20 protein-coding genes are annotated in these 21,097 nt (G+C 43.9%); 3 read left to right on the plus strand and 17 right to left on the minus strand.

What is annotated here, in order from left to right; all coding sequences use genetic code 11:
- Positions 1-90: 90 nt before the first annotated feature.
- Positions 91-1,314, minus strand: a complete 1,224-nt coding sequence (locus MSWH1_RS10680; protein ID WP_231591970.1) for an NADP-dependent malic enzyme — start codon at positions 1,312-1,314, stop codon at positions 91-93.
- A gap of 383 nt (positions 1,315-1,697) precedes the next feature.
- Here MSWH1_RS10680 and MSWH1_RS10685 point away from each other — a divergent pair, with 383 nt between their 5' ends.
- Both MSWH1_RS10685 and MSWH1_RS19670 read left to right on the plus strand, forming a co-directional pair.
- Entirely contained in the window at positions 1,698-2,093 is a 396-nt protein-coding gene (locus MSWH1_RS10685; protein WP_048128386.1) for a Mov34/MPN/PAD-1 family protein, read from the plus strand.
- A 416-nt stretch (positions 2,094-2,509) separates the two neighbouring features.
- On the plus strand, positions 2,510-2,683 hold the full coding sequence (locus MSWH1_RS19670) for a hypothetical protein (RefSeq protein WP_197073966.1): 174 nt from the start codon (positions 2,510-2,512) through the stop codon (positions 2,681-2,683).
- 321 nt (positions 2,684-3,004) lie between these two features.
- Here the strand turns inward: MSWH1_RS19670 and MSWH1_RS10695 are convergent, their stop codons facing one another.
- From MSWH1_RS10695 to MSWH1_RS10760, 15 genes are all read right to left on the minus strand, one after another.
- Positions 3,005-5,197 carry a CHASE4 domain-containing protein gene (locus MSWH1_RS10695; RefSeq protein ID WP_048128390.1) on the minus strand — a complete coding sequence of 731 codons (2,193 nt, stop codon included), beginning with the start codon at positions 5,195-5,197 and terminating at the stop codon, positions 3,005-3,007.
- Between the two features lie 400 nt (positions 5,198-5,597).
- The gene (locus tag MSWH1_RS10700) at positions 5,598-5,840 is read right to left on the minus strand and encodes a KEOPS complex subunit Pcc1 (RefSeq protein WP_048128392.1); all 243 of its coding nucleotides are present in this window, start codon (positions 5,838-5,840) and stop codon (positions 5,598-5,600) included.
- 179 nt (positions 5,841-6,019) lie between these two features.
- On the minus strand, positions 6,020-6,493 hold the full coding sequence (locus tag MSWH1_RS10705) for an rRNA maturation protein (RefSeq protein WP_048128395.1): 474 nt from the start codon (positions 6,491-6,493) through the stop codon (positions 6,020-6,022).
- A 5-nt stretch (positions 6,494-6,498) separates the two neighbouring features.
- Entirely contained in the window at positions 6,499-6,636 is a 138-nt protein-coding gene (locus MSWH1_RS18315; RefSeq protein WP_011021777.1) for a DNA-directed RNA polymerase subunit P, read from the minus strand.
- Positions 6,637-6,665: 29 nt separating this feature from the next.
- Positions 6,666-6,950, minus strand: coding sequence for a 50S ribosomal protein L37ae (locus MSWH1_RS10710; RefSeq protein WP_048128397.1), 285 nt, complete (start codon positions 6,948-6,950; stop codon positions 6,666-6,668).
- A 159-nt stretch (positions 6,951-7,109) separates the two neighbouring features.
- On the minus strand, positions 7,110-7,913 hold the full coding sequence (rrp42, locus tag MSWH1_RS10715; RefSeq protein WP_048128398.1) for an exosome complex protein Rrp42: 804 nt from the start codon (positions 7,911-7,913) through the stop codon (positions 7,110-7,112).
- Positions 7,897-9,549 carry an exosome complex exonuclease Rrp41 gene (gene rrp41 / locus MSWH1_RS10720; protein ID WP_048128400.1) on the minus strand — a complete coding sequence of 551 codons (1,653 nt, stop codon included), beginning with the start codon at positions 9,547-9,549 and terminating at the stop codon, positions 7,897-7,899. Before rrp41 ends, rrp42 begins: the two co-directional genes overlap by 17 nt.
- A gap of 77 nt (positions 9,550-9,626) precedes the next feature.
- Entirely contained in the window at positions 9,627-10,409 is a 783-nt protein-coding gene (gene rrp4, locus MSWH1_RS10725; protein WP_048128404.1) for an exosome complex RNA-binding protein Rrp4, read from the minus strand.
- Between the two features lie 11 nt (positions 10,410-10,420).
- A complete protein-coding gene (locus MSWH1_RS10730) occupies positions 10,421-11,113 on the minus strand; it encodes a ribosome assembly factor SBDS (RefSeq protein WP_048128406.1) in 693 nt (230 codons plus the stop codon).
- Positions 11,114-11,191: 78 nt separating this feature from the next.
- Positions 11,192-11,941, minus strand: coding sequence for an archaeal proteasome endopeptidase complex subunit alpha (gene psmA, locus MSWH1_RS10735; RefSeq protein WP_048128409.1), 750 nt, complete (start codon positions 11,939-11,941; stop codon positions 11,192-11,194).
- A 948-nt stretch (positions 11,942-12,889) separates the two neighbouring features.
- Positions 12,890-13,288: an Rpp14/Pop5 family protein gene (locus MSWH1_RS10740; RefSeq protein WP_048128412.1), complete on the minus strand. Its 399-nt coding sequence runs from the start codon at positions 13,286-13,288 to the stop codon at positions 12,890-12,892.
- Positions 13,285-14,004: a ribonuclease P protein component 3 gene (gene rnp3 / locus MSWH1_RS10745; RefSeq protein WP_048128414.1), complete on the minus strand. Its 720-nt coding sequence runs from the start codon at positions 14,002-14,004 to the stop codon at positions 13,285-13,287. Before rnp3 ends, MSWH1_RS10740 begins: the two co-directional genes overlap by 4 nt.
- Positions 13,997-14,440, minus strand: coding sequence for an RNA-binding protein (locus tag MSWH1_RS10750; protein ID WP_082088109.1), 444 nt, complete (start codon positions 14,438-14,440; stop codon positions 13,997-13,999). The genes rnp3 and MSWH1_RS10750 overlap by 8 nt, the downstream gene beginning before the upstream one ends.
- On the minus strand, positions 14,437-15,027 hold the full coding sequence (locus MSWH1_RS10755; protein ID WP_048128420.1) for a 50S ribosomal protein L15e: 591 nt from the start codon (positions 15,025-15,027) through the stop codon (positions 14,437-14,439). The genes MSWH1_RS10750 and MSWH1_RS10755 overlap by 4 nt, the downstream gene beginning before the upstream one ends.
- A 436-nt stretch (positions 15,028-15,463) precedes the next feature.
- A complete protein-coding gene (locus MSWH1_RS10760) occupies positions 15,464-17,620 on the minus strand; it encodes an MEDS domain-containing protein (RefSeq protein WP_052722760.1) in 2,157 nt (718 codons plus the stop codon).
- A 581-nt stretch (positions 17,621-18,201) separates the two neighbouring features.
- Between MSWH1_RS10760 and MSWH1_RS10765 the strand changes: the two genes are divergently transcribed.
- Complete coding sequence (locus tag MSWH1_RS10765) at positions 18,202-18,579, plus strand: acyltransferase family protein (RefSeq protein ID WP_231585748.1); 378 nt, start codon at positions 18,202-18,204, stop codon at positions 18,577-18,579.
- Positions 18,580-18,622: 43 nt separating this feature from the next.
- Here MSWH1_RS10765 and MSWH1_RS10770 read toward each other — a convergent pair whose 3' ends face one another.
- Positions 18,623-20,704 (minus strand): M13 family metallopeptidase, encoded by a 2,082-nt coding sequence (locus MSWH1_RS10770; protein ID WP_048128422.1) that lies wholly within the window; start codon positions 20,702-20,704, stop codon positions 18,623-18,625.
- Positions 20,705-21,097 lie beyond the last annotated feature (393 nt).

Genomic DNA, 21,097 nt, shown 5'->3' on the forward strand with positions numbered 1-21,097 from the left:
TCTGAGTCTTTCAGATACTGTCTGAGTCTTTCAGATACTGTCTGAGTCTTTCAGATACTGTTTGAGTCTTTCTGATACTGTCTGAGTCTTTCAGATACTGTCTTCAAGGTTTTTTCTTGCAGCACAACTTTCAAATGACGCATCAGCAACGGCTTTTGCAACCGCAGACACTACATGCTTCTCAAGGGGGTCCGGGATGATGTGGTCTTCGGAAAGCTCGTTGACAGTCACAACATTTGCAAGGGCATAGGCTGCTGCCATTTCCATTTCAGGCGTTATTTTCCTTGCACAGGTGCCAAGAGCCCCTTTGAAAAGTCCCGGGAAACTCAGGCAGTTATTGAGCTGGTTTGGAAAATCTGACCTGCCAGTAGCAACAATTCTTGCCCCCGCCTGCTTTGCAGCATCGGGCATGATTTCAGGGACAGGGTTTGCCATTGCCATTACAATAGCGTCTTTTGCCATCGAGCGGACCATATCTTCGGTCACGATCCCTCCGGCTGAGACCCCTATAAAAAGATCCGCCCCCGGGAAAGCTTCTTTGAGCCCACCTCTTATTTTTTCAGGGTTTGTAAGCTTTGCAATTTCCTCTTTTATATAGTTCATGCCTTCTTCTCGCCCCTCGTACACAATTCCCTTACTGTCACAGGCAAGAATTTTTGCAGGATCTGCACCTGCCCGGACCAGGAACCTGAGAATTGCAACCCCTGCAGCCCCGAGCCCTGAGATAACTATTTTTAACCCACCCAGCTCCTTTTTCACTACTTTAAGGGCATTCAGAAGCCCGGCAAATACGACAATGGCTGTCCCGTGCTGGTCATCGTGGATGACAGGAAGGTCGAGCTCTTCCCGAAGCCGAGTCTCGATTTCAAAACAGCGGGGGGCACTGATATCTTCAAGGTTGATGCCCCCGAAAGCCGGAGCCAGGTATTTTACCGCTTTTATCACTTCTTCGGTATCCTGGGTGTCAAGGCAGATAGGAAAAGCGTCTATACCGGCAAATTCTTTAAAGATAATCGCTTTTCCTTCCATAACCGGCAGAGCTGCATATGGCCCTATGTTTCCAAGCCCGAGCACTGCTGACCCGTCCGTTACGACAGCAACTGTATTTTTCTTAAGGGTATAAAGGTAGACAAGACTGGGGTTCTCGCTTATTTTCCGGCACGGCTCGGCAACTCCGGGCGTATAGACAACGCTGAGATCGTGGATTGTACGGAGGCGGACCTTGCCTGCAACTTCAAGTACACCCCCAAGCCTCCTGTGCATTGCAAGCGATTCCTGATATAATGAAGCGTGCGTGTCGTTATCCTTTTTCATACCCTTACCGGCGTCCTTTTGAGAAGCTCCTTCAGAGTCCTTCTCCATATTTTCTCCCAGTTCTCTTTCCGAACCTAAAACCAGATGAACGTCTCTTATTTCGAAAACCTCCTGTGCTACAGCAAACCTGTGTCCGGAGAGAGAAAACTCCGGAAAAACTACCTGTAAGAAATATAATGCTACATAATAATTTGTGGAAATAATAGATAAACCCAATGGGGGAGGTAAAATGAACTCGACTAAAAAACACAGGTTCAGGTTGCAGTTTAGAAATATAAAAATTAAGAGAGAATTTTTTCCTTTATTTCTTCCCCAGATTATTTCTTGGAATTCATATCCCGCTTTCCAGAAAAAGATATACCATTTCAGGAGAATTACTCTGTATGCAGATTAAAGGAATTGCCCGGGATACTCTTGATTTTATCCTCGAAGCCAGCAAATCAATGGCTCCGGAAGAGTTTGCCGGGCTTTTACAGGAGAAAAACGGAATAATCACCGAGGTGCTTATCCTTCCCGGAACCGAATCAAGCGACTCAAATGCAGTCCTCAGACTTTTCATGATGCCGAATGTAAAAGCCACAGGATCGGTCCACAGCCATCCGGGAGCAAACCGAAGGCCCTCACAAGCCGACCTGCGCCTGTTTTCAAAAACCGGAAACTGCCATATTATAGCGGGACGCCCATACAACAGGGAGAGCTGGACCTGTTATGACCGGAAAGGAAATGTCAGGGAACTTCCTGTCCTTGATGTAGAATTCGAAGAGGACGAGGAGGTTTGAGAAGATAAAAAATTATATGGCTGCTCCCCCTGCAACATGAAGTTATTATTCCAATAGACACCTGGACAACATCAAGCTAATATCCCTGCTTACATCAAGCTAATATCCCTGATTACATCAAGCTAATATCCCTGATTACATCAAGCTAATATCCCTGCTTTATTCTCCGGAATGACACCTTTACTGTTTTTTCATCATAACTCCTGAAAAAGCAGCATTTTCCTCTAAACTCACCTGCTGCCTACCTTATTGCCTACCAAAAACATTTTATTCATATATACACATTATTTATGGGATACATCCTTCACCTTTATTAAAAGAGGAGCGACTTCCGCTTCAAAGATTGTGTCCCGGAAATAACACATCTGAAACTCAAGAACCAGATGGCCTTCACGTATCTGGAGGTAGTAATCCTAATGCCTACATGCCAAGACTGCAGATTTTATACGGCTATTGATGAAATAAAGGGCGAATGTTTTAGCCTAGGATTTGAAGTACGCGGGAAAACCGATTCCAAGAAATGCCCGGAGCGGGCTTTCAGGCAAAATAAAGGTCCCAAATCGAAAAAAACCGGAGCGGCAAGGTATTAAATATAAATGACGGATCGGGGATGAAAAAAGCTCTATTAAATGAGGTTAAAAGTGTAAAAATTCATTAATCAAGCCTCCAGCTGGACAAAATACCGGAAAGCGCAAAAAATCTTTTTTTTGCTTGCCGGACTCTAATGGATTTTGAATTAAGTCCCATTCAATATTTCCTTTTTATATATCCTTTTTTATCTTTATATATCATATTTGTTGATATCTGCTTGCTAATCTGCTTGCTAATCTGCTTGCTAATCTGCTTACTGATATCTGCTTGCTAATCTGCTTGCTAATCTGCTTACTGATATCTGCGATTTCATCCAGTTTTCAGCTGTTTTGTTCTTTCTTCTCGGGCACAGTATCGCCACAATCCCTTTTCACGCCGTTTATCGGAATTGTGAAAGCAAAGGTGCTCCCCTCTCCAGGACTGCTCCTGAACCAGACATATCCTCCATGCAGGCGTACAATCTGCTTAACTAAAGAAAGGCCAAGCCCAGTTCCCTGGAATTTTTTTGAAGAAAAGGAATCAACCTGGCTGAAGGACTTGAAAAGCTTATTCTGGTCCTCAGCCTTGATCCCGATTCCGGTATCCTTAACCGTAATTTCTACCAGGTCTCCTTTTATTCTTGCCCCTATCTTTACAGAGCTGTTTTCATAGGAGAACTTTATGGCATTATCGACGAGGTTGTACATAATCTGGACAAACCTGGCCTCATCCGCGCGGATGCTGGTAAGCTTGCTATCCATATAGATTTCAATTTGAATATTCTTCCGGCCTGCGATTGGAGACAGGAGATATTTTATCGTGTCAAGTTTACTGGAAAGTTTAAACTCCTTATAATCAAGCTCCATTTTTCCGGCTTCTATTTTAGAAATGTCCAGAATGTCATTGATCAGATTCAGAAGGTGCTTTCCACTCCTCGAAATATTGCCTGTGTACTTTAACTGCTTTTCATTCAACTCTCCAAAAACCTGTTCATGCAGCAGGTCTGAGAAACCTATGATTGAGTTAAGTGGAGTTCTCAGTTCATGGCTAATATTTGCCAGGAATTCACTCTTGGTATGGTTTGCAATTTCTGCTATTTGTTTTTCCCGAAGAAGTTTTTCTATTGCTTTTCTTTCAGTAATGTTACTGCAGGTTTCCATAACCCCTATAATCCTGCCATATTCGTCAGTCACCGGGATAGCCTGGATAAACCAGGAGTTTCCGTCCTCTACAGTAAACTCCCCTGACACTTTATTTCCTGATGCAAAGATATCTTCAAGCGGCAGGTGTTCAACCAGTGAGCCGCCCATACCCGGAGTATCTGTAAGGTGGATTCCCCTTACTTTTTCAAGATCCATCTGCATATATTCAAGAGCGGCTTTGTTTGCCCAGACGATGTTAAGCTGGGGGTTTACGAAAATAACCAGCTCGTTTAAAGAATCAAGCAGGACTTTCTTTTCCCGCTCCTGTGCCCTTAATCCCTGCTCTGCCAGGTGGATTTCACTTAACATCCCGTTTATTTCTCTTGACAGACGATAGAGTTCATCATTATCTTTGAGAACCAATCTTCTGGAAAGGTCTTTTTCCGACCTGACTTTTGTAACGAAATTGTCAATCTCAACCAGTCTTGAAACAAAGAGATTGTCAAGTGCAAATTTAACTCCGACCCCTGTCACAAGCCCGGTTAGCAAAAGGAAAAAATACATGTAATTCAGGGTTCTTTTGCCGTTCAAATAGAGGTCTCTTGGGAAATCAGCTCTCATAATAAGGGCAGACTGGCCTGAAACATCCATTAACTCAAAATAACCTGCGATTCTATTTTCACTAACGGGTTCAACAATATTCCTTTCCGTGAATTCGGAAAAACGTTGAAAATTTACCTGGAAATCGGAAGGCATATCTTTATCTACCCTATACATTAAAATTGAAGAGCAGGTATTTTCTCTGAAATAATCAAGAAGGCCCCTGTCAAAGTACCTCCCGAAAATTAAAGTGCCCTTCACAGGCCCCTCATATTTTGTCGTAAGGATCGGATGGCAGGAAATGTACATGGGATCTTCATCGAGCAAAACATAGCCTTTTATATCGTCATCTTCTGATTTTGTGGAAAGGACACCGCTTTCTACCAGTTCAAGAAGTTTTTCCGGAACTGGCTTTTCTTCACCTGTGTTAATGTCTATCGATTTTGCATAAGTAAGGAATCCGGTATCATTCACAAAAAGCATAACATTTACTTTAAGTCCGGCAAGGGTCTGATTCTGAAGGTCAACATTTATGTATTCCTGATTTCTATCTTCAATAAACTGGTAAGTATCATCCCAACAGGCCCAGTCCTGAACCATGTTATCAAGATAACTCTGTTCGGTAGAAACCACATTCTGTACCTTTTCTACATTCTTCAATGTATCAGCCTGTTCAAGCTCCAAAAAATTAGAAAGCTGAACATTGTAGGTAAACGTAAATGTAGAGATAAGTACGGAAAAAATTAAAATTGTTATTATAAAAACTTTTTTACTAATATCTATTCCAGACACCCCGCAGACTAAGATAAAGACAAGCTAAAAGCAATAGGTATTAACATTAAAAAGGATAGTGAAGCATATAAACACTGGGGGTAAAATAATATAATATTTTATTGAGTTTTGACGTTTGTTCTTTCAATTTTACTCTTTAAATACATATAAAAATTTAATATGAATTTAAATAAGAATTAATAAAAATTTAAATATATCATGGGTAAAACCCTCACAATCCTGCCATCATAGATTTTGGATTCCTTATTTACACACTTATTTTAAAGACCCTGGGCATAAAAAGCAGTTGCATATATATCTGAGGTATATTCCTGCCTTATCCGCTTCTATACCCATGACTGGTAAGTCTGGATATATGCCTCCAAAGATGCTCTGGCTGACTGAACGCTGATTTGCGGGGTTATTCAGATGTGACTTCAAGGACTTCCTGGGCGATCTGGATGAGCCTGAACCAGGTGTTCAGAGCAGAACGCAGAGAAACTGCATCTTCGGCTTTAACCGTAAGTAAAAGGCAGTTTGCCCCTTCAAGGGACAAATCTATTCTTGACCTTTCAGAGAAGTTATCATTAAGTTCTGGAAGGACAGCTTGATAGATCTTTTCGGCAGTTTCGGTTTCAAATGTAAACTCTGCGGAAAGTTTCAAAGAACTCCTCCTGGGAAGAATCTGGATTTAAAAACCTTAAATTTAAACTGGCTATGGATTCTAACTTTACATTTAAAAAGTTTATTCTGAAAACAACAGTCCTGAAAATGAACTCTTAAATCCGGACCTGAAATAAATAAAGTTGATATTAAAAAAAGGGATTGAAAAAGGGTGTTCGGTCAGTACTTTTTGAAACCTTTGACAGTCAGCTTAAAAAGGGACTTCCCACTGCCCATAAAATCGATCTCTTTTTCTCCTGCCGCCATCAATGTGGAACGGGGGGGGAGCTGATCGACTTTATCGCTTTCGACCCTGTTAAAATGGAAAAAAGACTCAAATGCGTCCGCAATCTCTCCCTTACCTGCAATTCCCGGTTCAACATCTGGAAACCAGTAAGAATCGATTTCCTCAGAATACCAGTCCGAAAACCTTAGAGAAAAAAGAAGTTTCCCTGTATCGTCATAAAAGCCGAGTTCCCCGGGGTTTCCGTGGTACTCTCCTACGACTATGAAAGGACCACCCTCTGCAAACTCCAGAAGCTCCTGCATGCCCATCTTACCGCGGGAAATACTTCTGCCGGCAATAAAGCGCGAAAGAAGTTTGCAAAGCGTCCGGGTCTTTGCAGAAGGTTTGCGAGAAGAAGTAACTAACATACTTCTTACTCGGCCTTGATGCGTTTGATGGTTGTAGGACGCTCTTTTACCAGGATCCTGTGTCCGCAATACGGGCACCGTATGCCTGTGTACTCGTAGTCAATTTCCACTTTCTGTTTACATCGAGTGCACTTGTAACCCATACAACCTCACATTCCTAAAAATCGTTTGTTTACTTTGCCTCAACAATGTTTTTCATGGTGCGCAGCAGGGTCTGACCAACACTTGTGGATGGGATATAAGTCCCACCAGCGAAGGTGTGTCCGCACTTGCTGCATTTCCAGATCCCGGTTCCAATCCTTTTAACTGTGGGGCGGGCACATTTAGAGCATACATGCGGAGCTCGCATGCGTTCTTCCAGGTCTGCAACAAGCTTTCGGTCTTTTCTCCCATACCTGGGACCAAACCTGCCTGCAGATCTGGAAATTCTTCCTTTCTTAGTGAATTTTTTTGCCATCGTTATAACTCCTTGAAATGTATGTAATCAAAGTGATAGAGCCCTTAACCGATCTATGGACTGTTAGCCCAGAGACCCGGGTTCTTCTATCACCTTAATATGTGCACTTAGACCGTAATACTGGCATTTAATATTTATATTTAATTAATCCTGCCTGATTTATTCACTTTTTGCAAGCCCTTTCAGGTAAAGTTCCCTGAGTTCGGCTGCCTTTTCAAGTGCCAGGTCTATTGCCTCGAACAGCTCTGCCTCGGTAAGAGGGGCAGAACCCATTTTCTGCATGCCTGCAACAGATCCGTCCGAACTGGAAACTATGGTCAGTTTTGTTTCGCAAACTGCCTCCTCGTCAAGGGAGGGGTCAATCATCAGTTTTGAACCGATCTTAGCAAGAGTTATGCCAACGGGCATTTCTTCTTTCATTGCAAGGGGCACGTTCTCACCCAGTCCATGCTGTTCGTTCGGGACAACTGTGGTCATAAGGGCTGCAATTGCAGCAAGACAGGATGCATCAATGATATTTCCGTCATTGTTCAGGATATGGACATCTATAAAGACAATCCATACGGATTCTCCCATCGTTATGCAAAGCTTCTTTATATCAATTGCGCCTGATTCCCGGATTCCCCTGTCAACAACCCTTGCCATTTCGATTGCATCTTCTCTTGGAGGGCCTGGCTCATATTCGGGAGAAGCTATCGGATTAAGCTCAAGGTTGGTAATAATTACTCCTTCATCCTGAGAGTCTGGGAATGGAGTTCCGGTCTGAAGCTTCACACCTACAAGAACCTGGGTGTTCCCGAGGGTAACCTTTGCAGAACCTTCAGCTTTGGAAATAATGTTTGTTTCGAGCTTGAGATCCCTGAAGTCTTTAAACCCGCGCCCGTCCTGGCGCTTTCCTTTGACCATCAGATTGTAAATATAGTCCTTCTTAAGTGTGGCTATGATTTCACTCATTTTTTTCACCTCTGGTATCGGCTTCAGAGGGGTCTTTTACTACCTTCCAGGGACCTTCGGATTTTTCTTCTTCAGGCTCTTCTTCTGCCTCTACCGCTTCAGTGGAAACTTCTCCGGTTTCACTCTCGGGTTCGACATCTGTTTCAGATTCAATAGTTTCTTCTGAAACAGCTTCAGTTTCCTCAACTTCGGCTTCTTCTTCAAAGGAGAGATCTTCCTCGATAGATTCCTCAGCTTCAGGCTCGAAACCCATTTCTTCTTCGGCTTCTCTGGAAGCAGCTTCTTTCTCAAACCTGGCTTCAATTTCTTCAAATCCTTTGAGTTCAGGACTACCTTCAAAAGAGGCTTCAACTTCGGCTTTCTCTTCAAGAACTTCCTCTTCTTCGAGTTCTTCACCTAAATTTTCTTCTAAATCCTCTTCTAAATCCTCTTCTAAATCTTCCTCTAAATCTTCTTCCGATTCAGCCTCAAATTTCTCTTCTCCGGCTTTCTCTTCGTCTTCAAAATCCCCTTCTTCCTCTTCGGCTTCGAGCTCTTCTTCAATATCTTCCTCGAGTTCTTCCTCAATATCTTCCTCGGGTTCTTCCTCAATATCTTCCTCGGGTTCTTCTTCAATATCTTCCTCGAGCTCTTCTTCAATATCTTCCTCGAGCTCTTCCTTGAACTCTTCTTCAATATCTTCCTCGAGCTCTTCCTTGAACTCTTCTTCAATATCTTCCTCGAGCTCTTCTTCGAGATCAGGGATTACCTCACTGGAAAGGACATCATCTGCAGATGGTTCTTCTGATGCCTCTGCTCCAAATTCTTCCTTTACCTCAATCTCTTTAACCACTGCTGTTTCCGGAGCAGACTTGGGGGAAGGTATGGTCTCTTCTTTTTTGACTTCCTTTTCAGTTTCTGCAGTTTCTTCCGTCGTATCCTCAACAGGGGTCTCAAACTTCTTTCTAAGGACTGCCTGTTGAATCTCAAGGATCTCCTTGCACCCTTTCTTTACGAGCTCAAGGCCTTTCTTAATCTCTTCAGGAGTAAGATGCCCGTCCATCTGGACAAGAGTGATTTCCCCGTCCTGGGTCATTGCTACAGGGAAGTCAGCCTCTCCGTAGTTGTCCTCCTCCTTATTGAGGTCAAGTACAATCTGCCCCTCAACCTTTCCGAAAGCACAGGAGGTAATAAGACCCTTCATGGGAATTCCGGCATCTGCAAGAGCTATACTTGAAGCATTAATAGCTGCTGTCCTTGTCCCTGCATCGGCCTGGAGCACTTCCACGAAAATATCAATTGCTGTCTTCGGAAACAGCTCAGCCATAATCACAGGTTCGAAAGCGTCCCTGGAAACCTTTGAGATTTCGATGCTTCGCCTGCTGGGCCCTGGGCGAGCACGGTCTTCCACGGAGAATGATGCCATATTATACTTGTAACGGACAACTGCCGAATCTGGGCGCTGGCTGCGGCGGGGATGGACTTCCCTGGGTCCGAACACACCTACCAGGATCTTATTCCTGCCCCATTCAAGATAACATGAACCGTCGGCTCGCGAAAGTACGCCGACCTCAATTTTCATGGGCCTTATTTCATCTGCACGTCTCCCATCAAGGCGCAGCCCATCGTCAGTGATTAATATTAAGTTTTCAGGTTTATTACTCATACTTTAATCTCCAAACAACTCCTAAACCAAAATACTCTAGAGAAGCTTACCTAAATCCTATTGACTCTATCCGGAATTCAATTCTTTGAGTCCAGCAGTACATCGATCTTCCTGTAAATATCTTCGGAATGATCTTCCTTTCCTGTAGTAGCGCCTTTATTCTCATTTTGAAAAAACGTAATAGGTTTGGACTCTTTCTGTTTAATCCGTTCATCTTTCAAAAAATTGTAGATCCGGTCTGTCAATCCGGTACGCTGGGCTTCAAGTTCGATTTTCCGAATAGCCTTACTCAAAAGTTCTACATCTTCGTCCTTTCCATCGATCCATATTCTGCCATTCTGGCCTACGAAAATGCTGCAGTTTGTCTCTTTCTTCAACATGGAGATCATGGAACCGCCGTGTCCTATTACACGGGGGACTTTTACAGGCTCAACTTCAACAATCTGGCCTGTTTTGAGTTTATGAAGGCTCGGATCCCTCAGGGCAAGCTCGACTTTCATGGAGCTGTCTACATCTTTTACCCTGAGGATTGCAGAGTCACCCACGTTCATGATTTCAGGCATATCTCGGGATTCGACTCTTCTCGGATATTCGGATACATGGAGCAGACCATCATAAGGAGCTGCAATATTCAGTATCCAGTTGGATGGAGTAACCACAATAACGATCCCTATCACCACATCATTCACTGAGGGGATATACGCTCCCGCAAGTGGGATCACTCCAACTTTATCCTCTTTGAGGTTTTCAATACCACAAAACGAAGAATAGATCTTGTTGTTCTTGATATACGTCCCGTATCCGGCTTTTTTCATTTCCTCGGATAACAGGTCACCAGGGATCACTATTTTTTTATCCATCCAACATCCTCTTATAAAAGTTTCGTCTGAGCCTCTCCCTTCGTGAGATGATTTATAAGAGCGTAAAAATCAGTCTGGACTCCCGCAGGAATCCGCACTATTGCAACCCATGAGCCGTCATGTTGCCATTCTTCTTTCGTAATGCTTCCGGCTTTAGAAATATCTCCGTATGCTTTGGGAGCATATTCGGGAGGGATTTTCACAGCAATATTGATTTCTTCAAAGCGTATCGGGATAAGCGGGCGAATGGCTTTCATTGTAATAGCTACCAGCTGATCTACGCTTTTTAAAGGGTCTATGTGCACCCTTGCCTCTTCCATCGCTCTTTCTATTCTTGCGGGAGGGTGGGGTGCTCTAGTCTGAGGGTTTATAGCATTTCTGGAAATGGTATAGATAACCTTTTTCTTTTTTTCTTCAAGCATTCGTTTTCTCTGATCAGCGGTAAGCTGAAGCTCTCCGCTTTTCAGGATCACGGCAGCAATCTTAAAGGGGTCGGTTGTCTCAAAAGAGTTGATTATATCGGACTCTGCTGCCCGGTCCCCTCTGTTTGCGTCTTCGAAGATAGTTTCAACTGCCAGAATGTCTTCGAGGTTTATTTCCTCTCCTCGCTTATAGGCCAGAGCCCCTTCGGGCTCGACCAGTACTTCGAAATGTTTGCTGCCTCTTTTAAGCCGGGCAGTCACTGCCTCGTCCAAGGACACCATTTTCGAATACCTTCTCTAAGATGTAAGTTTGAGATTCAGAATTTCTCTGATTACTCATTCTTTAAATAGTTATAGGTTTTATTCTTTGTTTTCAGTTTCCTTGTGTTTCTCAAGGATCTGCTGAACGTAGTTCCCAACTTCTTCAGGCTCCAGTTTTCTGAATTTCTTGTCCTGAAGAGACACGACACCCACTTCAAGGGTTCCGGCATCGAATTTGCCTTCAGCTGCTTTATAGAGTGCATCCATCCCGAGGAGGATAGCAGCTTCAATATTCATATCTTCCTTGTAATCTGCCTCAAAAACCTCAACAACTGCATTTCTACCTGCGCCTATGGCTGTTGCCTTGTACTCGAGGAGAGCCCCGCTAGGGTCGGTCTCAAAGAGCCTTGGCCTTTTGTCATCCACGCCGGCAATCAGGAGTGCAGTTCCGTATGGGCGAACTCCACCGTACTGGGTGTAGGTCTGCTTGTGGTCACAAATTTTCTTAGAGATTACCTCCACACCTATGAGTTCGTCATAAGAAACCCTGTTTACCTGGGCTTCTACGCGAGCCCTGTCAACAAGGGCGCGGGCGTCTGCCACAAGCCCTGAGGTTGCGGCTCCTATGTGGTCATCAATCTGGAATATTTTTTCGATTGATTCGGCTTCCACAAGTCTGCTGGTTATTCGCTTGTCAACCAGCAGCACTACCCCATCAGCTGCCTTGATTCCTACGGCTGTTGTTCCCCTTTTGACCGCTTCGCGGGCATACTCTACCTGGAAAAGTCTTCCGTCAGGGCTGAAAACCGTAATTGCCCTGTCATAACCCATCTGTGGTGCCATCTGCATATTCCGTATCTCCTTGCCTTAATTTATGTTCTATATTGTTTCAATTTTCCCGGTGAGAAACCGGTCATTTTTCCTAAGGGATTTCAAATCCGCAGAATCGTCAACTAAATCACCGCATGCCCAAAAAAGGCTTTGGTCAGTAAACGCTATTTAACCTGTGCGGATATCCCGAAAGCTCAGGAGCTTAAAGTCTCCGACCCAGCATTTAGGTAAGGAAACCGATTTTTGATTCCCTATAACGTATTTCTTCCTTATTAGAGTTTTTAGCCTTTTACGCGAGACTTTCAATCCTGATAAAATTTTTTTACTGATGAAACCAGCGGAAAATATCCCGGTTACAGGGAGTTAAAGGCATTTTTACCCTGCAAAGCTCGTTTTCCGGCATAACCCGGATTAACACACTCTAATCAACTTTTTTTGCAGGATCTGAAGGTCCATTCCAATGTTAACTATGTCCGTTAATAAACTGTATTTACTCAGTTATAATGCTTGTGAGAGCCGGGGGCTTTTCCAGCGCTTAAAGTCGGATTTAGAACCTGTAAGGAATAATTTACCTTCCATTGCCTTCTACACCCGAAATTAAGAGACGCCTCCAATCCAGACCCTCATACCACTCATGCATAAACTACCTGGAGTCCGGGCAAAGCTGCTCTTCTGTCAATCAGTTCTGCCAATCAATATTATATCTTGTTACACTAATACCCATTCATTATAGCATATATTAGACAGCTTATTCGGCGGTTACTGAATATTGCAACGGAAAGTTCCCACCTGAAAGATTCAGCAGATACCCTTAAGTCTGGCTGAATGATACTTGCAGACTTCTGTCACTGCTGTAAGGCAGACATCCGGTTCTTACTTCATATAAATAAGCCCGGATATAAACCAGACTACATATAAAATCTGGAATTCTGAAAACCCGGATCTCAGCCCTTACTTTTTCCGATTTTAATTTACCTTTCGGTAGGCATATCCTGAATCTTTTCTTTCCTGTATTTCAGGTTCAAAGGGACTGTAGTCCTGTAGAAACTTTTCCGTCGCTCTTTTAACGGTGCCTGAAGCTCCCAGCACATGAAGAGTTGCCCTTTTTCCGTTAATCCGGGTCAAAACGGCCAGGGCGGCTCTCGTTTCTTTTACTCTGGTATGGGAGCACTGAATAATTCCTTTTCCGTCTTCAAATCCCAGCACCTTAATGTCACAGTCGCTGGTTGTAACATCTCCGAGCAGTGAGGAAGCAGAGGAAATAACTTCTTTAACGATATCATTTCTACCTGCGGGCTCTTCTGAAATCAGCTCAAAGGCAAGATAGCGCTTTTTAGCGCGGAGCGAAGGAAGCAGGCGTTTCAAAAGAAATCCTCTCCCTCAAGCACTTCAATGCCTTCCCTTACATACCCCGGACCAGGGCGATTCTTTGTGATAATTCTTTCAGGAACAGTGCTTATGGCATCAAGAGCTTCAGCTTCTTCAAGCCCGCAAACCTCAGCAAGAGCAAGGGTTTCCATCGGGGAGCGCAGGTCAAAGCAGGACACAGCATCACTGCAAAGTACAAGGGAAACATCATATTTCCTTGCAAGGTCAAGGTTTGCTTTAAGGTCAGACAGCAGGCGGATGCGCCTTGAACCCCGGGAATGAAGAAACGGTCTCAGGGTGATACCTATTGCAACTCCGTTTTCTGCAGCTGCCTTTGCCAGCACCTGGTTTAACCCACTACTCCTGTCAAAAGCCGGGTGGTTAAGGATGTCCACCCTGTGGTTTTCGAGCGCAGCTCTGTTGACCGCTTCGGCCCCTCCGTGAACAATCAGGACATCCATTGAATTCCTGAATTTTCCGATCAAACTGTGCAACTTCGAGGGGTTTTCTTCCACAAGCTCAATTCCCCGAAAGACCTCAAAACCCCCGATGGAAGGTAGTACCGGTTTTTTATCAGGGAGTTTATCGGAATGGTTTGCAAGGGCAATCCCGCTGTATCCAAAATGCCGGGCAAGGGAAACCAGCTCCGGAGCAGTATTATTCCCATCCGGAGTTGCATGAACACAAAAATCATAATACTTCGGTTTACCCAAACAACTCCTCCACTATGGCTCCGGCTTTCTCCCTGTTCTTCGGATAAGTTTCGATCTTGACCTTTGCAATAATAGCGTCAGAAGAGTTAGTCAGTTTTACCTGTTGCAGGTATGCCGCCTGCTTGTCAAAGCGGAGGTGAAAAACCGTATCATCGTCCAGCCTTTCGGGCATTTCTTTCCTGAGCATTCTCGCATCTTCTTCCGAAAAGTTTTCATGGACAAAGCGGGCAAAGTTCAGGCATTCTGCCTTCCTTTTAAGCTGTACGCTAAGGATAGTAATTGGATTTCCATGGTGCCCTTCAGCCTCAAGCTCTTCAACGAGCTTACTCCCTTCCTTTACGCCGACACCGGATAAAAAAAAGTCCAGAGTCTCGCGGACTCTGGATACGTCTTCGGTTGCGTGGGCGATCACACGCATTGTTATGTGATGAATCACTTGCCTCGACTCTTATGTACACGGATGCTCGGCCTGGTCTTTTCAGTTCCCTTGCCGCGTGTGGCCATGCCTCTGCCCTTCCGACCAGCGCTTGTTTTGCCTCTGGTAGCTCTGCCCCTGACGGACGAGTCGCAGACCCAGTTAAGGTTCTTGTCGCTCTTTATTACAGGGTGGTGCGGGTCTACAAGGATGACTTCAAACCACTTGTGCTTTCCATCTTCCCCTACCCAGTAGGAGTTCAGGACTTCAAGGTTCGGGTATTTTCGGTCTGCACGGGCTTCAGCAATCCTCTGGATGCTTATTCCACCTGAGAGCTTATTCGTCCCCAGTTTCTGGGTTCTTCTTCCACGGTTGGGCCTTACTTTACCAAGACCTCCGCGACGCACATTCACTCTAACAACGATAATGCCCTGCTTGGCTTTGTATCCAAGGGAGCGTGCCCTGTCGATTCTTGTGGGCCTTTCAATTCTGGTCACAGAACCCTGCTTTCTCCAGACCTGCAAGCGCTCCCAGCGGAGCTCGTTCACGTAAGTCTCATCAGGGTTTTTCCATGCATCACGTATGTATCCATAAAAAGATTTTACCAATTTAAACACCAAGTTTCACTTATGTTTCACGGTTCAGCCCTGCCTGCAGGACCACATTCCAACGGGATCTAATCCCGAAAATGAAACATGCGATACAACTGAATCATCTGATTTAAAGCTTTGCCTGCAAAGTAAATGACCGAAAAAACCCGAGTGAACCTCAGTGTTTTTTTCTCTTAATCTCAGCCATTCAGACAGTCCAACCTGTGCTGACTGAACAGGACGCTGGATGGAAAACAGAAGAGAACTTCTTCGTATCAGACATCCCGAAATCTTTAGAATTGGGTCTATTCTCAATCAGTGATATCCAAAAATTAGTCCGCTTGAGCAAAACGAAACAGACCGCATACTGTTGCGATTACATCGCAACTCCCAGAAAATCTCCGATTTCCTGCGATCCCAAAGTGTAATTCGGGCGAGACGCAATTAGGGCAGCTCATACTTCTATATCGTTAAATAAGATAGTGAATTTTGTTCCCTTCCCTCTTTCAAGATTTATACAGCCGTCTATCTGTTCAACAAGAATATTTACTAACTGAAGTCCAAGAGAATCCGAGTTCTCGATATAGATCTCTTCAGGTATTCCTTTACCGTTATCCGAAACTTCGAGTGTGTAATGAAAACCGTTTATTTTCCCGCAGTCCTTATCTTGGCCAAAAATATCCTTTCTGGCGGCAGAAGTCTCAGTTTTGTGAAGGTTTATCTGGATTTTGTTTTCCCTTCTATGAGGAAAAGCATGTTTAAAAGCGTTTGAGACCAGCTCGTTTACTATGATGCCGAGGGGTATTGCGGTATCCATGCCAAGAAAAACCTGCTCAAGGTCCAGCTCTAAACTGATATATTTATTTCCAGGTTTGTATGACCTGAAAAGGTCTGCAGTCAGCTTCCTGAGATAAGCTGCAAAATCGAGACTGTCGATTTTATCCCCTCTATATAGCTCTTCATGAATGAGAGCCATGGAAATTACGCGGCTCTGGCTTTCCATAAAAGCCTCCACGACCTCAGGAGTCTTACAGACCTTATTTTTAGAGAAAGTTTCAGCCTGAAGGTCAAGTAAGGATGAAATCACCTGTAGATTATTCTTAATCCTGTGGTGAATTTCTTTTATGCGGATTTTTTCTATTTTTTGCAGGGCTTCTTCAGCTTTTTTTCGCTCGGTGATGTCCTGAACTATTCCCTTTATTCGGGCAGGGACATTCTGCTCGTCAAAAATAACCTGAGATTCCATATGGACTGTGCGTTCTTCCCCCTTAGCCGGTAAGATTCTGTAATCAATACTGTAAGGTTTTCCATTCATGGCTTTCTCAGCAGCATTATTGACATGATCTAGATCAGCGGGATGTACATAACTCAAAAATTCCTGATAAGTTGGATGTAATTCCTGATGGCTACGTCCGAAAATACGATAAAGCTCATCAGACCAGTATGATTCATCAGTTGCGATAGTCCACTCCCAGTGTCCGACATGAGCCATTTTTTGAGCTTCTGCAAGACTTTTTTCACTTTCTTTCAACGACCTATAAGCCTTATCAAGCTTTATTGTCCGTTCTTTCACTAAGTTTTCCAGGTTGTCAAGAGTTTCTTTCAGCTTAGCTTCAGCTTCTTTGCGTTCAGTAATATCTCGAAGAATCAGCGCTAACTTTCCTTTCTCGGGACTGAATACATAAATATCGAGGTATTTATTCGCCACATGGCTAAAAATCTCAAAGTTAATTGGCTGACCAGAAAGTGCAGCATCACTGTACCTTTCAATGGCTTTTGGGTTCACATAAGGAAATGTTTTCAGCATAGTGTTCCCTAACATATGTTCCTTTTTTACACCCAAATAAGACTCAAAAGCAGGATTTACCTCAAGGTAACGATAATCATGAGGTTTATTCTCGTTGTTATACATGACTTCTACAAGCCCGAAACCATCAGTCATGTTTGTGAAAAGCATCCTGTAGCGTTTCTCTCTCTCCTGCAGTTTCTGCTCAGTTCGTCTGCACTCAGTAATGTTTTTCTTTCCTAAATATTCCTTTTTTTCCCATTTTCCTTTTTTTCTGGACAAAACGAATTGATGATTTGCAAAAATATCTATTATATCGGTTGCACTGCACATCTCGAGGGAATAAGTGCATAGCGCTATTATTGGGCATTTGTCCATAACAGAATCCAGTCTTCTCTCATAATCAACGAGATCGTCCCAGTTTTCCTCTTCCAGCCAGAAAATGTCCTTAATTAATCTCAGGCCGTTATAGCCACCTGCCGACGACTTATTTGCTCTCTCTACCAGGTCGTTTAAGGCTCTCTCCGAATCGAAAATCCCATTTATTATATACCAATCAGCGCAGGAAATAATCTCAATTTGTCCTCTACCCAGATAAACATCGAAATCGGGAATAGCCTTTTTCAGGGCTTTTTTTGCCTCTTCCATGTTTACATATTCTGATATGAGCCATAAGCAAAGCTCGTTATTTTTCAACCCTGCTTTTAAATAGGGAATAAGTACATCCATCAAATCTTCTGTTGTCTGGTAAAACTGACTAAAATGTGTTCCCCGGGATATCTCTCCAATAATATCAATTTCAGAATTTCTTATATGATTCTCCATCCACTTCTCTCCGACTTTAAGGATAAAGTCAAAAATGAGTTGATCCTGGGTGCCAGTTTATGTATGATGATTCTTATTTACTCAATCCTTGCCTGGCTCATTCCTAATTAGAGGAGATGAAATTGCATATTCAGTCTAAAGAATATTATTTTATAAATATTAATCAATATCACAAAAGGACTCACGAGAATAATTATATGTATATAATTATTTATAATGATTTGCTCATAAAAATTGTATAAATTATATTTTCGCATATCTGGAAGATCTCTTTATCATGTGATTAAAGGAAATATTAGAGGATTTTTAACCTATTTTCTTAAAGGCGATGTTGCCAGGTTAATTTCGTCAAAGGGAGTTGTCAGGTTACTTTTGTTAGTTATTGATAATATATTCATACATAGAAAATACTAAAATATTATTAGATTGTAAACACTGTTTACGTTCCGGGTTACTATGAGGTTTCACTGGATTGGCACTTAAAAAAGGATTGGGATTATACTTGTCGTATTTGCTCACCACAGCTTACCGATAGCGCTTGATACTTATAGATTTTCTTTTCACATGCCACTTTTTTTTTCATTTCCGGATTTCTATTTGACTTTGGAAAATATGCAGAATCTGCTTCAGGTTTTGTGAAGGGGAGATTCAGGTCTCTTATCGTGCCTTACTTCTGCTTTGCACTTCTTACCTGCCTGTTTTACTTTTTGCTGGATACGGGCTTCCAGCCGGGAGTCACGAATATTGAATTTTTCGAAAACAGTGCGCTTTATGGCACCTACTCAATCCTGTACGCTCTGGACCCCCTTGTCTCTTACAACCCTCCGCCCTGGTTCCTAAGCTGCCTATTCGTAACCGAACTTCTCTTTTATGGCATTGCGAAGAAGTATTACGGGGAACCGCGAAAGCTTGTACTCTGGCTTACTCAACGTTCACAGACCTTTGTTATCAATAAGTAAAGTGAGGCAAAAAGAAAAAGTGAAGTAAGAAAACTTTCCGACTCTACCAGATCACCGGCCTCTCACTCTCTGGCCTGTAAAGTTTATCCGCGGGATTTACGTTAGGGAACGCCCTGTAAAACTCAGGCACGTTGAAGACCACGCCGTTGACCCTGAACCTGGCAGGCGAGTGGGTATCGGTTAGCACTCGCGTCCTCAGGAATTCATTTGTGTCCGATTCCCTCCAGATCTGGGCGTAGCTTAAGAAGAACCTCTGATCTCCGGTGAAACCATCGACCATCTCCGGCTCCTCTTTCGATGAGAGTTTATAGGCGTGGTAAGCCATGGTCAAGCCGCCAAAGTCTGCTATGTTCTCCTGGAGGGTAAGGTTGCCGTTTACTTGCAGGCCGGGCAGGACCTCGAACCTGTTGTACTCATCCACCAGGACCTCCGTGCTCCTGTTAAAATTATCGGAGTCCTCTGGCGTCCACCAATCCGTCAGATTTCCACTGGCATCAAACTTCCTGCCCTGGCTATCAAAGTGGTGAGTCATCTCATGTCCTATAATGGCGCCTATAGCACCGTAGTTAACTGCGTCATCAGCGTCCATGTTGAAGAAAGGAGGCTGAAGAATGCCCGCCGGGAAGACGATGATGTTCTTATTATAGTCTGCATAGGCGTTAGTCTCCTGGGGGTTCATCTCCCAGAGCTTGCTATCTACGGGCTTGCCTATCCTTTCCAGGCCGTAGGGACCGTGGTGGAACTGAAATTTAGAGGCCCTGAAGACATTCATGACATACGAATCGTTCTTCACCTCAAGCTCTGAATAATTCAGCCACTCATCGGGGTAGCCTACCTGGACATCCAGGGCCTCAAGCTTCAGGAGGGCTTTCTTCTTTGTTTCAGGCTCCATCCATGTCAGGTTTTGAATCCTTTCCCTGAAAGCCTTCTTCAAATTGGATACCATCTCCTGCATCCTGGCCCTGGAACCCGGGTCGAAATACCTGTCCACGTAGACACGGCCTATGGCTTCACCTATGGCCTCATTTTCCGCATCTAGGACTCTCTTCCATCGGGGCTTCATCTCCTGCTGGCCATTAAGCTTTCTGTTATAAAAGTCAAAATGCTCTTTCTCAAGGTCGGAGCTGAGATAGGGGGACGTAGCTGAGATCAGCTTCCAGCGCAGGAAAGTCTTCCAGTCAGCTATGCTCTCGTCCTGAAGGACGATGTTCAGCTCCTTGAAGTAGGACGGGTTTCTGACGTTGACCTCGACTACATCCGGGTAGCCCAGAACGCCAAAGAGACAGGACCAGTTCATGCCCGGGGCAAAGGCCTGAAGCTCCTCAAGGCTCATCTTGTTATACGTTTTGACCTCATCAGTGTCGGCCACGTTGGTGAAGGATGCGTTGGCCAGCCTGGTCTCTAGCCTCATCACGGTTCTGGCATTATTCTCAGCGGTCTCCGGGCTATCGCCGAGGAAGACGAACATCCTGGCAACGTGAATCAGGTACTGCTCTCTGATCTTGATAGATTCATTGTCCTGCCTGAAATAGAAATCTCTATCCGGAAGGCCCAGACCTCCCTGGGCGAGGGTAGCGATCATGACTTTGCTATTCTTCTTGTCGGGTGCCGCGTACATGGAGAAAAAGGGGTCCATGCCGTAGTCCATCATGTGCGTCGATACGGCCTGGAGATCTGAGGTGCTGGAGATATCGTCTATCATTTTCAGCTCGTCTTTGATAGGGTCCAGACTCTGCCTTTCCAGAGTGGTATTATCCATTCCCACCCGGTAGAACTCACCGATCTTCTGCTCTATGCTTCCCTCAGGGGCAGATGTATTGTTGGCTGCGTCCTCCACTATTCCTTTGACGCGGTCGAAGGTTCTGTCCTCTACTATCTCGAACTCGCCGTATCGGGATTTGTCCGCAGGCACGGGGTGGTTTTTTATCCAGGCTCCTTCAGCATACTCATAGAAATCGTCTCCGGGTTTTACTGAGAGATTCATGCTTCCGGGGTCAAAGGCCTTCTCGTGTCCCGAGGTGCTCGTACTACCCATTGAAGTTTCAGAAGAAGAAACTACAGGAATTAAAGCGTTAATTAGTGCGATGCAAAAAACGAACAGACATATTACTCCCTTCCCCTTCATGCTCCCCAACCCCTATGGATCCTAAGGAGCCTCTAACACTGCAGCATATAATATATTATTTGGGCTCTGTAGAAATCCTGAATTAAATGCAATTGATTTTTAAGTTCAACTGCATAAGTCCTATTTAGATAATATCAATATACCCATTCAAGTGCATTTATGCGGAACGGGATCAATATCTTCCAGACAATTCTCTATCCCCGTACCCTACGATTATTCCTCAATCGCTGTCCCGTTTGCTCCCGTTATAGGATACAATTATCCCCGTAATTATTTAAAATTAATTATACTAAAAATAAATTCAGTTTCGAAATCCAGTAATTTTTGCATTTCTTGATTGAAATCTTGAAGATTGGCAGAAAAAGAAATCAAAAATATGAAGAAAAAGCAGCA

This window comes from Methanosarcina sp. WH1 (assembly GCF_000970005.1).
GTDB lineage: Archaea > Halobacteriota > Methanosarcinia > Methanosarcinales > Methanosarcinaceae > Methanosarcina.